This window comes from Massilia sp. BGA-UO-ETr-WB1 (assembly GCF_059567845.1).
In genome coordinates, this window is sequence record NZ_JCAQOT010000024.1 from 419,787 (window position 1) to 432,755 (window position 12,969).

8 protein-coding genes are annotated in these 12,969 nt (G+C 66.2%); 3 read left to right on the forward strand and 5 right to left on the reverse strand.

The genetic code is table 11. From position 1 onward, the window contains the following. Window positions 1-160: 160 nt before the first annotated feature. From AC56DV_RS15115 to AC56DV_RS15125, 3 genes are all read left to right on the forward strand, one after another. On the forward strand, window positions 161-1,294 hold the full coding sequence (locus tag AC56DV_RS15115) for a sensor histidine kinase (protein ID WP_496315093.1): 1,134 nt from the start codon (window positions 161-163) through the stop codon (window positions 1,292-1,294). Between the two features lie 113 nt (window positions 1,295-1,407). Next, complete coding sequence (locus AC56DV_RS15120; protein WP_496315094.1) at window positions 1,408-2,712, forward strand: sugar MFS transporter; 1,305 nt, start codon at window positions 1,408-1,410, stop codon at window positions 2,710-2,712. 64 nt (window positions 2,713-2,776) lie between these two features. Then, window positions 2,777-3,841, forward strand: coding sequence for a hypothetical protein (locus tag AC56DV_RS15125; protein ID WP_496315095.1), 1,065 nt, complete (start codon window positions 2,777-2,779; stop codon window positions 3,839-3,841). A 6-nt stretch (window positions 3,842-3,847) separates the two neighbouring features. Here AC56DV_RS15125 and AC56DV_RS15130 read toward each other — a convergent pair whose 3' ends face one another. From AC56DV_RS15130 to AC56DV_RS15150, 5 genes are read right to left on the reverse strand one after another with little or no spacing between them, the layout of a single operon-like run. Next, window positions 3,848-5,134, reverse strand: coding sequence for a DUF2264 domain-containing protein (locus AC56DV_RS15130; protein ID WP_496315096.1), 1,287 nt, complete (start codon window positions 5,132-5,134; stop codon window positions 3,848-3,850). An 8-nt stretch (window positions 5,135-5,142) separates the two neighbouring features. Continuing rightward, on the reverse strand, window positions 5,143-7,524 hold the full coding sequence (locus AC56DV_RS15135) for a beta-galactosidase (protein ID WP_496315097.1): 2,382 nt from the start codon (window positions 7,522-7,524) through the stop codon (window positions 5,143-5,145). 3 nt (window positions 7,525-7,527) lie between these two features. Next, window positions 7,528-8,694, reverse strand: coding sequence for a glycoside hydrolase family 88/105 protein (locus AC56DV_RS15140; RefSeq protein ID WP_496315098.1), 1,167 nt, complete (start codon window positions 8,692-8,694; stop codon window positions 7,528-7,530). A 27-nt stretch (window positions 8,695-8,721) separates the two neighbouring features. Next, window positions 8,722-10,053, reverse strand: coding sequence for a BNR repeat-containing protein (locus AC56DV_RS15145; RefSeq protein WP_496315099.1), 1,332 nt, complete (start codon window positions 10,051-10,053; stop codon window positions 8,722-8,724). A 22-nt stretch (window positions 10,054-10,075) separates the two neighbouring features. Further along, window positions 10,076-12,916 (reverse strand): TonB-dependent receptor, encoded by a 2,841-nt coding sequence (locus AC56DV_RS15150; RefSeq protein ID WP_496315100.1) that lies wholly within the window; start codon window positions 12,914-12,916, stop codon window positions 10,076-10,078. Window positions 12,917-12,969 lie beyond the last annotated feature (53 nt).

Here is a 12,969-nt window from a genome sequence, read left to right on the forward strand (position 1 = left end):
AAATAAACTCCTCATTAGAACGGCGGAATGGGCCGGATACTGTATTCTTGATTTAGCACCGATATATCCGCGGTATCTGTGCCCTACCTCGCTTAGTTTGCCGAATGTATATACTGTAAAGTGCGCTGCTCACTTTGCGCGACAGGAAGGCTGGTGCATCGTGCTTCACGAATTTTTATCCAACAACCGTGCCGAATTGACGGGACGCTGCCGGGCCAAGGTGGCCAAGCGCCAGGGAAGCGGCGTGACGGCGTCGCAGCTGGACCATGGCGTGCCCCTTTTTCTCGACCAGCTGATCCGCACGCTGCGAGCCGAGCAAACCGACGGCATGGAAGACAGCCTGAAGATCTCCGGCGCGGCCGGCGGGGCGGTGTCGCTCAGCGAAATCGGCGTATCGGCCGCGCAGCACGGCAAAGAACTGCTCGCGCTCGGGTTTACAGTGGATGAGGTGGTCCATGACTACGGCGACCTGTGCCAGGCCATTACCGACCTGGCCCTGGAGCGCGACGCCCCTTTCCTGGTGGACGAGTTCCGGACCATGAACCGCTGTCTCGACAATGCAATAGCCGACGCGGTGACCGAGTTCAGCCAGCAACGCGATGTCGAGATCGCCAGCAAGCACGCCAGCGACGCCAATCAACGCATGGGCCATTTCGTGCACGAAATGCGCAACATGCTCGGGTCGGCCATGCTGGCGTATTCTGCGGTGCGAACGGGCGGCCTGAATCTGAACGGCGCCACCGGCTCGATCCTGAAGCGCAGCCTGGACGGCCTGGTGAAATTGATAGACGAGTCGCTGGATGAAATCCGCTGCGTCAAACACGCGGCCGCGGAAATGCCTATTTTCTCGCTCGCCGAGTTTATTGGCGAAGTGCGCGCCAGCGCCGAACTGGCGGCCCTGAACAAGGGCTGCATTTTGATGACAACCGAGGTGGATGCCACGCTTGCGATTCGGGGCAACCGCGAACTGCTGCTCGCGGCGGTGGCCAACCTGCTGCAAAACGCGTTCAAGTTCACCCATCCCCATTCCGAAGTGGCGCTGTGCGCGTTCGCTTCGGGCAACCATATTTGGATAGAAGTGCGGGATCACTGCGGTGGCCTGGCCCCCGGTGTGGCCGAATCCATGTTCGCTCCGTTTATGCAATGCGCCACGGACCGCACCGGACTCGGCCTCGGCCTGACCATCGCGCGCCAGTCCGTCATCGCCAACGACGGGACGCTGGCGGTCAGGGACCTCCCGGGCGTGGGCTGCGTGTTCACCATCACCTTGCCGCGCGTGGCGCTGCCCAACTGACGCGCGCTGCGATATCGAAACCGGTATAGATCCGTGCAATTTAGTTATTGGTATTGGATCACGTAAGGCTCTAGCATGGAAGGCTCCAAAATAAGATTTTCAGGGGACTTTCCGTGGCTGCGCCTATTGTTTCTGTCAGTACATCTTCCGATGGGCAAGCGCCCGCAACCGCCAGCTACAAGTCGGCCATGTCGCTGCTGGCCAGCCTGTTCTTCACCTGGGGCTTTATCACCGTCATCAACAACACGCTGCTGCCGCATTTGCGCAGCGTGTTCGAACTGAACTACACGCAGACCACGCTGATCGAATCGGTCTGGTTCATCGCCTACTTTGTCGCCTCGATCCCCTCGGCGCGCCTGATCGAGCGCATCGGCTACAAGAAATCGCTGGTGGTGGGCCTGTCCATCATGGCGCTGGGCGCGCTGATGATGATACCGGCCGCGCGCCTGCCGTCCTACATCGTTACGCTGGTGGCGCTGTTCGTCATCGCCTGCGGCATCACGCTGCTGCAGGTGGCCGCCAACCCCTACGTGGCGGTGGTCGGCACGCCGCAGACCGCGTCCGCGCGCCTGAACCTGGTGCAGGCCTTCAATTCGCTGGGCACCATGTTCGCGCCGCTGTTCGGCGGCTACCTGATCCTGGGCCGCTCCAACGCCGGCACGGCGGACGCCGGCCATGTGCTGACCCAGGCCGAGCGCCTGGCCGACGCGCAGGCGGTGCAGCTGCCTTACCTGATCGTGGCGGGCGTGCTGATCGTGCTGGCGGTGATCATCGCGCGCTTCCCGCTGCCGGAGATGGGCGCGGCCACCAGCCGCGTGTCGAAAGCCGAGCGCGCCTCGCATTCGCTGTGGCGGCACCGCAACCTGGTGTTCGGCATCCCGGCCATCTTCATCTACCTGATCGCCGAAATCGGCGTGGCCAACCTGTTCATCAATTTCGTGTCGCAGCCGGACATCGGCAACGTCAACCACGAGCGCGCCTCGCACTACCTGTTCCTGCTGTGGGGCGGCATGATGGTGGGCCGCTTCGCCGGCAGCGTGCTGATGCGCTCGATCGCCGCCGAGCACGTGCTGGCGGCGGCCAGCGTGGGCGCCTGCATGGTGATGCTGGTGGCCACCTTCAGCAGCGGCCCGACCGCCATGTGGGCGCTGATCTCGGTGGGCCTGTTCCACTCCATCATGTTCCCGACCATTTTCACCTTGGGCATCAAGGGCCTGGGCCCGCTGACCGAAGAAGGCGCCGGCCTGCTGATCATGGCCATCGCCGGCGGCGCGCTGGTGGTGGTGCAGGGATGGCTGGCCGACATCTACGGCCTGCAGATGTCCTTCCTGCTGACCGCCGCGTGCGAACTGTACGTGCTGTTCTACGCGCTGTGGGGCGCGCGCACGACTAATGCTTTCCCGGACGCAGCTACCTAAAATTCCATTGTAAAATAGTTAATCGCGCGGCCGGTTGCCGCGCGGTCGACTCAAATGGAATGCCATGAATCTGGATAAACTGTATTGCGCGGCCGGATTGGCCTTGTCTATGGCTTGGGGCCCGGCCGGGGCCCAGGCGCAGGACTGGCCCAGGCTGACGAATGGACAACAGCTGGCCGAATGCAAGGCCGCCCTGGGGCTGGCCACGCTGGCCCACAAATCGAACAGCGTGCTGCCGTGGACGCACCCCGATGCGATACCGGACGACTTCGGCAGCGACCTGGTGCTCGGCCCCAAGAGCACCAGCCTGACCGGCGGCGACGTGCTGGAGTTCGATACCGAAGTATTCACGCAAGTCCCCCTCCCCGAATACAAGCCGCGCAGCATCTACTGGCAGACCGACGCCGTCAACGGCAAGCGCCTGGTGGTGGAAGAAGTGCCGCTCGGCTGGCAGGGCGACATGCACCGGGTGCGGTTGGTCGGCCAGGCCATGACCGCCAGGGACTATCTCGGCACCGACGCCGGCGAGCGCAGCGCCCGCCTGGGCAAGCCGTTCAGCGACGGCTGGCGCGCGCCTTTCGTGTTCAGGAAAAACGGCGACAGCGCGCTGTGGATGATGTACATCGCGGAACCGGGCGGCTTCTCCGGCAACTGGAAAGTGTTCGTGCCCGCCGGCGGCGAGCTGAAGCCCGCGTGCGAGATCCAGTTCCGGCCGCAGGTCCGCCGCGCCGTGCAGCTGCTGCCGCAGCCGGTGCAGAAGCTGGCGTCGCTGCTGGACCGGACCCTGGGCAGCGGCAAGGGCGAGAGCTTCTGGCAGCCCACCGCCAGGGTGCGCGCCAGCGTGCAGCAGGCCTGGGCCAACGCCGCGCTGCGCCCCTGGGTGGCGGACAACCCCTACAACACGCGCGAGGAAGTGGATGAGAACCTGCTGGCCTGGTCGCAGCAGGGCAAGAAGAACAAGAAGCACACCGCAGCCATCCAGGCCCAGTACGCACCGGCCGAGCGCGCGCTGGCGCAGCACTACGTACGCCAGCTGCGCATGCCTGCGGCAGAGGCGGCTGCCACCGCGAAGACGGTGCTGGACACCGTCTTCCGCATGTACTTCGTCATCAACAAGGAGCAGTACTAGGCGTCTTCAGTAGCTGACGTGGTAGTCCTTGGGGAACTTGCGACCCGAGAAGGCCTTTTTCTGCGTCCAGTCCTGCGCCGGCGCGGTCCAGTAGCTGTCGTTTTCGGGCAGGCCCAGCGGCAGCAGCGTGGCGGAGGCGATGTACATGCTGCCGTTGTTGGAGTACCAGTCGCCCAGCTCCGGCTGGTGGCCGACGAAGCCGATGGTCAGGTAGCCGTCCCTGGTGAAGTTGCTCGGCTCGGTCCACACCGCCTTGTGCACCGCGTGCAGCGCGGCGCGCACCTGGCCTTCGGGCAGCGACGGCGGCAGCTGCTTGCGCCAGGCCAGCAGGGCCAGCGGCTGGAAGGCGGCGGTGCGGTAGGTGAGCGAGCGGCCGATGGGCGGGTAGCTGCCGTCGGTGGCGATGAAGCGCTCCAGGTGCTCGCTGTAGCGCTGCATGCGCTTCACGGCCTGCGCCAGCAATTCCTCCGGCTTGCCGTTCCAGAACGGCCCCTTGAACTTGGCCAGCACGTCCAGGATCTCCACCAGCATCGGGTACATCACGTAGGAGTTGTAGTAGTCGAAGTGGAACGCTTCGCCGTCCTTGATCCAGCCGTCGCCCACGTACCACTCGTTGATCTTGCGGATGGCCACGTTCATGCGCATCGGGTCGTATTCCTCGCCGATGGACATCAGCCACGCTTCGTTCATGGCGGCGAACAGCATCCAGTTGATGTAGGGCGGCTCGATGCGGCGCAGGCCCTTGATGGCGGCGATGATGCGCTGCTTGGTGGTGCTGTCGAGCGGTTCCCACAAGGTCTTGGGCGCGCGCATCAGGGCGTTGGTGTAATAGGCCGAATCCACCAGCGTCTGGCCGGGGCCTTTCCACAGCAGGCAGTCCGGGCTGGCCGGGTCGACCGAATGCACGTAGCTTTGCAGCGCCATCTGCTGCATGCGCCGGCGGTACTGGCCTTCCGGCGTGCCGTCGGCGGGCAGGGCCAGCCACGGCGCCACGCCGGCGATCAGGCGGCCGAAGCATTCCAGGTAGGCCACCTTTGAGTCGCGGCCATCCCAGGTGGGGCTCAGTTCGAGCGCGAATTTTTTGTGCAGCTGGCCCTGCGACATGGCCGACAGCACCGGGTCGGACATCTTTTGCAGCAGGCCGAGCAGGTAGGCGCGGTCGCCGCCCGCAGCCGCAGCCGTGGCGGCCGCCGCGCTGCCTGCAGCCAGCGTGCCGCTGGCGGTGATCAATCCGCTCATCGCCGAACCAGCCGTGCCGGCCGCCAGCGTGCGCATGAAGTTGCGTCGTTCCATGTGTTCTCCTAGTTGCCCGTGACGAGCTGGTCGCCGATATAGATGCGGTATTGCTTGATGCGGCCGGTCACCTCGGCCGTGCCCTGGCGCGGCACGTAGCGCAGGCCCGCCACTTCCATTGCCTTGCCCAGGTCGATAATGATACGGTGCGGATGCGGCATGCTGGCGGCCGCGCCGCTGTAGGCGGTGTGCCAGTAGTCGGTGTTCTGGCCGTTGATGGCGTTCAGCGCCGAACCGTCCTCCTTGCGCGCTTCCTCGCTGCTGGCGTAGGCGATGGTCCAGCTGGACTGGTTGAGCGGCTTGCCCGCCTTGTCCAGCAGGGCGATTTCGGCCACCGCCGCGTAGCTCTTGCCGTCGAAGGCGTTCAGCGATTCCAGGCAGAACTGGCGGCCGCTGGCGGGCGCGGCGAACATCACGTCCTGCGTGGCGGAGCCGGGCGCGAATTCGGCTGCGTGCACCGGCGCCACGCCGTCCAGCTGCAGCTTGGAGGTGCTGGGCGGACGCGCCAGGTCGAGTTCGGGGCGCAGCTGGTCCAGCACCGGCATGGCCAGGCCGGCGATGCGCGCGCTGCGCGGGCCGGTCAGGTCCAGCACCACCACCTCATTGCGGCCGCGCTTGATCCACGGTCCGGGCAGGTACATGGTCTGCGTCGGGCCGATGCTCCAGTAGCGGCCCAGGCAGCGGCCGTTGATCCATACGATGCCCTGGCCCCAGCCGGCCATGTCGAGGAAGGTGTCGCCGGTTTGCGCGGCGTCGAACCCGCCGCGCCAGAAGGCCGGGCCCTGCGCGCGGCTGCGCTTCCATTGCAGCGGCGGCAGCGTGCCGTCGGCGTCGAAATCGATGGCGCGGATGGCCCAGTTTTCCACCGCCTGCGCCGCTCCCGCGCCGTCCTTGGGCGTGAAGGTGACCGGGCCGTGCAAGCCCTTGCGGTCGTGGATCTCCACGCCGAAGTTCACGCGCGCGATGGTGTACAGCAGGATGTCCACCGTCACCGGCTTGCTGCGCGCGGCCAGCGCCACCTTGAAGCGGCGGTGGCGCGTGTCCATGGTGCCGACCTGCTTGCCGTCCACGAACACCCAGGCCAGGTCGCGCACCTTGGCCGCCGCCAGCGTGCCCGCCGGCCCGGCCGGCAAGGTCACGCGGTAAGCCACCAGGCCACGGCTGATGTCGTACTGCTCGATCGGCTTGGGCGACACGTCGTTGATGGTGCGCGCCGGCAGGTTGGCCATCACGGCGGCCGTCTCCTGCAGGGCGAACGGCGGGATGGTGATGACCGGCATGCGCGCGGGCGCGTCCGGCAGCGTCTCGCCGGCCGGCAGCAGCGGCGTGATGCCGTCGCGGTAAGCCTTGAACTTGTCGCCGGTCCAGCCGGCTTCGCCGATCGGCGCGTCGTAGTCGTAGCTGGTGGTGTCGGGGCGGAAGGGGCGGTCGCAGCCGCCCCACAGGCCGAAGGTGGTGCCGCCGTGCGCCATGTACAGGCTGAAGGAACCGTTGGCCTTGAGCATGGCCTGGATGTCGGCCACCGCCTTGTCGGCCGAACCGCGCCGGTGCGGCGCGCCCCAGGTGTCGAACCAGCCGGAATAGTATTCGCCGCACATCAGCGGGCCGCGCTGCACCTTGGCCAGCTCCTTGAAGCCGGTGGCCGGATCGCTGCCGAAGTTGGCCACCGAGAACAGCTCGGGGATGTGCGACTTCACCACCGCGTTGGTGGGATTGCACTGGAACAGCGGCACCTCGAAGCGCGCATCCAGCAGCGCCTGGCGCATCACGCGCATGTAGTCCAGGTCTTCGCCGAAGAAGCCGTATTCATTCTCCACCTGCACCATCAGGATGGGGCCGCCCTGCGTCGCCTGCATCGGCGCCAGCACGCGGCCCACTTCGCGCAGCCAGCGCCGCGCCGGCTGCACGTAGGCGTCGTCGCGGGTGCGCAGGAAGGCGTCGCCGGGCTGCTTGAGCAGCCACCACGGCAGGCCGCCCATTTCCCACTCGGCGCAGGCGTACGGGCCGGGCCGCAGGATCACCCACAGGCCGGCCTGCTGCGCCAGGCGGCAGAACTCGGCCGCGTCGCGCTGGCCGCTCCAGTCGTACTTGCCTTCGCGCCATTCATGGTAGTTCCAGAACAGGTAGGCGCACACCGTGTTCAGCCCCATGGCCTTGATGGCCTGCAGGCGGTGCGTCCAGTATTCGCGCGGCACGCGGGCGAAATGCATTTCGCCGCAGCGGATCTGGATCGGTTTGCCGTCGAGCAGGAAGTCGTCCTGGCCGATGGCGAAGCGCGCGGCAGGCCCGGAAGCGGGGACCTGTGCGCTGGCAGAAAAAGGCAGCAGCGCGCTGGCTGCTGCAACCGCGGCACCTTGCAGGTGCCGGCGGCGAGAGAACTTGGTCGTCATGGATCAATCCAGGGTGTGCTTGTCGAGGAAACGGGCCAGCTCGGCGGCGGCCAGCAGGAAGGCGCCGACGCCGAACGACGCGGTGGAGTTCTTGTCCACCACCTGGCCGGGAATGGCGCGCTCGCCGATCGGCTGCACATAGCCCAGCTTGCCGTCCGCCTGCAGCGCCGTCTTGCTCAGGAAGTGCCAGCTGCGCCTGACCACCGGCGCGTACTCGGCCCGGTCCAGCAGGCCGTGGTTCATGCCCCACAGGTAGGCGTAGGTGAAGAAGGCGGTGCCGCTGCTTTCCGGGCCGGGCGCGTGCGCCGGGTCGAGCAGGCTGCGGGTCCAGTAGCCTTCCGGCCGCTGCGCCGCTTTCAGGGCCTGCGCCATGCGCTGGAAGCGCGCCTTGAACAGCGGGTAGCAGCGGTGGCCGGCGGGCAGGTCGGCCAGCGCTTTGGCCAGGCCGGCGAACACCCAGCCGTCGCCGCGCGCCCAGAAGTCCTTGCCGCCGTTGCTGCTCTTGTGCTTGGGGTAGATGTACTTGGCGTCGCGGTAGTACAGGCCGGCGTCGGCGTCGTACATCAGCTGGTCGGCGAACTGGAAGTAGTCGTACAGCTTGTCCAGGTAGCGCTGGTCGCCGGTCACCTTGTACAGCTTGGTCATCACCGGCATCACCATGTACAGGCCGTCGGCCCACCACCAGTAGTCGTTGTTGGGCGTGCCGAGCTGGTATTCCAGCACTTCGCGCGCGCGGGCGATCTTGCGCGGGTCTTTGGCCGGGTCCAGGTTGTACAGGTCGACATAGGTCTGGAAGCACACTTGCCAGTCGCCGAACAGCACGTGCTCGTTGGTTTCACCGTAGGTGTATTTCCACGCGGCTTTCACGTCGGAGCGGGCCGAGTTCCACTGGTTGTGTTCGGCCCAGGCGGTGGAGTATTGGCGGTAGCGCTGGTCGCCGGTGAGGAAATAGGCTTCCATATTGCCGGTGTGGTAGGCGGCCACGTCCCAGAACGACCACAGCGCGGGGGAATTGCTGCGTTGCCAGTAGTCGTTGGCCAGGCGCAGCGCGGTCAGCGCGTCGGCTTTCGTCACGGAGGTCGTGCTTGCAACGCCGCCCAGGGTGCAGCCGGCGGAGATGGCCGCCACGCTGGCCAGCGCTGCCTTCAAACAAAGTCGTCTTCTCATCATGTTCATGATCCTTGCGTGGATGGGGAGTCAGAAGTCCGGTGTCCATTGCAGCACGCGCACCGGGGAAGGCGCGGCGTCGGCCACACCCTCGCCGTCGATCTGCTGCACGGTCTGCAAATACAAATTCAGTTCGCCGCTGCGCCGCCACAGTTCGGTGTCGAAGCTGGGCTCCCAGGCGCCCACGGACGCGCTGTCGAGGTCGCGCACGCTCCACTGCGCCTTGCCGAAGTCGGCGATGCGCACCGCCGACACCTTGCTGCCGCGTTCGGCGTCGCGGAAGATCAGCAGGCCGGAGGGCCGCTCGCGCTGGATGTTGACCATGATCTGCGGCCGCGCGATGGGAATCGCCTTGGTGCCCATGCCGCTCAGTGAAAACGGCTGTTTGCGGAAGTCCAGGTCGAGCCGCTGCCAGGCGCCGCCGCGCAGGTAGAGCACGCGGTACTGCGGCACCGCCGAGGCGGCGTCGCGCCAGTAGCTGGCGATGTAGGGATTGCCCTGCCGGTCGGCGGACATCGACGTTTGGTTGATCAGCTCGCTGTTTTGCGGGATGCGTGCCGCATACTCGGCGGTGGCTGCCGTAATCGGCAGCGCGTAGCGCTCGCCGTTCGACTTTTCCCACGTCAGGCCGCCGTCGCGCGAGCGGGCGTACGCCATGTCGTGGTTGCTGGCCACGTCCGGCGTTTCGCGCCAGACCCAGGACAGGTGCAGCGTGCCTTTGTGGTCGAGGAAGGCCTGGGTGTAGGCGTTGCGCTTGCCTTCGCCGCTGATCAGCTTGCTGTGCAGCCGGGTCCAGCCGGGACCGGAGGCCGCGGCCGGGTCGTAGCGGTTCATCACCAGGTCGCCGCGCCCGGAGCCGCCGTCGCGGTACAGGAACAGCAGCTTGCCGTCCGGCCGGCGGTAGAACTCGGGGTAGGAGACGGACTGTTCCTGCGCGCCCGTCATCGGCATGGTGTCCGTCAATGCCAGCGCGCCGGGGCGCACGCTGCGCGCGTAGCGCAGCGGCTGGTTGTGCAAGTCCCAGGCCAGGTGCAGAAAGCCGGCCCCGTCCACCATCAGGCTGATGCTGTTGTGGGCGTCGCGCACATTGCCCTGGTACTGGCTGCGCTGCAGTTCCCACGCCGCGCCGCCCAGCTTGCGCTTGCCCAGCACCACCCAGGCGTCCTTGTCGTAGAAGGCGATGTACTGCGTGTCGCCGTGCGTGACGAGGGCGTTTTTACGGAACACCACCGCATTGACCGAGTTACCGGCCCAGCCCGGCGCCACGTCGACGATGCGGACCTGGTCCGCCGCGCGCGCCGGGGCGAGGGCGGCCGCAAAGGTCAATGCAGCGAACGTGGCGAGGCGGGCGGTCATGGTCATGGGTGGTGTCCGTTTCTGCTCTTTACAGCTTGCCGCGAATGCCGATCTTGATGGTGCGGCCGTCGTACTTGGCGTAGTCCATGCGGGTCTTCTTTCCGCTGCCGAACTGGCCGGAGGCGTCTTCGAAGTAGTCGTAGCTCAGCGTGTTGGACAGGTTCATCGCGTCAATGCGCAGTTCCAGCATGTCATTGATCTTGTAGCTGATGTTGCCGTCCAGGTAGCCGCGCGCCGCGCGCCAGCGGATCAGGTCGTCGCCCAGGTTGCGCGGGTTGTCGCCGTGCAGCGAACGGCCCTTGTAGTTGTACGACAGGCGTACCGCCAGCGGACCGTTCTCGTAGTAGGCCGTGGTGCTGTAGGCGTACTTCGGCACCGAGTTGACCTGGATTTCCTTGCCGGCGTTGGTGATCCACTTGGCGCTGTTGAACGGGTCGATGTGGGTGTAGCTGGCCAGCGCGCCAAAGCCCTTGAACGGTTCCGGCAGGAAGGTGAATGCCTGCTGGTAAGCCAGTTCGTAGCCCTTCAGCGTCTGCTGGCCGGCGTTGGTGTAGCTGCGCAGCGTCATCGGCAGGTTGGGGTCGACCCGGCCTTGCGCGTTCTGGAAGATCGCGCCCAGCGCCGTGTCCGGCAAGCCCAGCGCGCCGAAGGTGGTGTTGCTGGTGTTGGCCACGGTGGCGTCGGTCAGGTCCTTCTTGAAGTAGGCGGCCGACAGCAGGCTGCCCGGCTGGAAGTACCACTCCAGGCTGGTGTCCATGTTCTTCGACTGCTGCGGGCGCAGGCCGGGGTTGCCGGCGGTGGCGGTGTTGTCGAAGGGGTTCGGGATCACGGTCTGCGCGGCGATGATGGACAGCGATGCGCGGCTGATGGTCTTGCCCCACGAGGCGCGCCACATCAGGTTGTCCGTCACGTCGAAGGCGGCGCTGAAGGCCGGCAGCAGGTTGCTGTACGAGCCCGATTCGCGGTTCGGCGCATAGGTCAGGCTGGCGCCCTGCTGCTTGAAGTTGTCGATCTCGGTTTCGGTGCGCGAGTAGCGCACGCCGGCGTTGAAGCGCAGCTCGTGCTCCATCACCTTGCCGACGAAGTCGGACTGCACGAAGCCGGTGGTCACTTTCTCGCCCGCCGTGAAGCTCTGCGCCGGGGTGAAGGCCGATTCCACGTTGTAGGCCAGCGGATCGAACGTGGAATAGGCGTAGTCGCGCGTGAAGGTGCCCCATGCGCTTGGCCAGCCGGCGCCCATGTCCAGGTTGCCGATCGGCAGCTGCGTGGTCATGCCGCTGCGGATGCCGGCCGTGCCCAGCTGGTTCATCTTGGCCTTGGCCGCCGACGTGCCGTTGCGCTTGTTGATGCCCTTGGTGGTGTCCACGTAGCTGACGCCCGCCTTCAGGTGGCCCTTCCAGTCGCCCGGCAACTGGTAGTCCCAGTCGGCGATCAGGCGGCCCTGCTTGGCCTTGTCGGTCTCGCGGGTCCAGCCGGTGCCGATGTCGAAGCCCTGGTAGTTGTTCAGGTCGGTGTAGCTGGAGGTCGAGGACAGCGACGGATACACGTGGTCGTCGCCGTAGTCGATGGTGGAGGTCACGCCGAAGATCTGGCCGGACAGCGTGTCCTGGTAGCTCAGCGCCTTGCTGTTGTTGACGCTCAGCTGGCCGCTCAGCACCAAGGTGTCGCTGGCGGCCCAGCGTCCGTTCAGCGAGGTGTAGCCGAACTTGGTTTCGTCTTCGCTGTAGGTCACGCCGCTGCTGTAGGAGGTGTTGCCGAAGGTGCCGGTCAGCAGGTTCGAGTCCGGGTCCACCTTCACGTTGATCGGCACGAAGCCGTTGTGGCCGGCCTGGCCGGGCGGCGCGGCGCGGTTGGTGGTCTTGCTGTTGCGCACCAGCAGGCCGAAGTACATTTCGTCGCGCGTGTTCTTCAGCTTGGAGTACAGCGTGTCCAGGCTCAGGTTCAGGCCCCCGGACTTGTATTGCAGGGACGACACCAGGCCGTCGCGGGTGCGGTCGTTGGCCGAGCCGTAGAAGCGGTAGATGCGCGGCAGCAGCGCGTTGTCCACCTGGGCGCGCGTCAGGCCGCCCAGGTTGGCGCGCGGATCGTCGTAGTCCAGCGTGACGGCGAAGTTGCCCTTGACCGGGCTCTGGCTGCCGCGCGCCGAGCTGTTGTAGCCGCCGGTGGCTTCGAAGCCGGAGCGGTTGTTCACGCTGGACGAGTGCGCCGCGCCGATCAGGAAGCCGACGTCGTTCCAGGTGTTGGAATACAGCGCGAAGCCGCTCGGGTCGGCCTTCTTGGACATGGTGTTGTAGGACTCGGACAGCGCATAGCGCACGGTGCGCTTCGGATTGTCGAAGGGGCGCGGCGTCTGCAGGTCGACGATGCCGCCCAGGCCGCCTTCGGTCAGCTCGGCCAGCGGCGATTTGTAGAAGTCCACCCGGCCGAACAGTTCGGAAGCGAACACGTCGTAGTTGAAGCCGCGCGCGGCCGAACCGATGGTGCTGGTGGAGGTGGTGTTGACGGGCGCGCCGTTCAAGGTGGTCACCGAGTATTCGGTGGGCAGGCCGCGGATGGATATGCGCTGGCCTTCGGCCGAGCTCTCGTCGCGGTTCAGGATCACGCCGGGCACGCGCTGTAGCGATTCCGCCACATTGGCCTCGGGGAACTTGCCGATGTCTTCGGCCACGATGGAATCGCGCACGCCGATGGCCTGCATCTTCAGGTTCAGCGCCTTTTGCAGGCTGGAACGGAAACCGGTAACCACCACGGTGTTTGCCTCCGGAACGGCCACGGGCGCGGCTGGCGCCGCCTCTTGCGCCAGCGCGGCGCCGCCGTACGCGGCGGCCAGGGCGGCCGGCAGCAGTGCGGCCAGTATCTTCTTATTCATGTGCTCCTCCAAGTGAACGACAGTCAGACCATCTCCCCAGGTACTTTTGATAT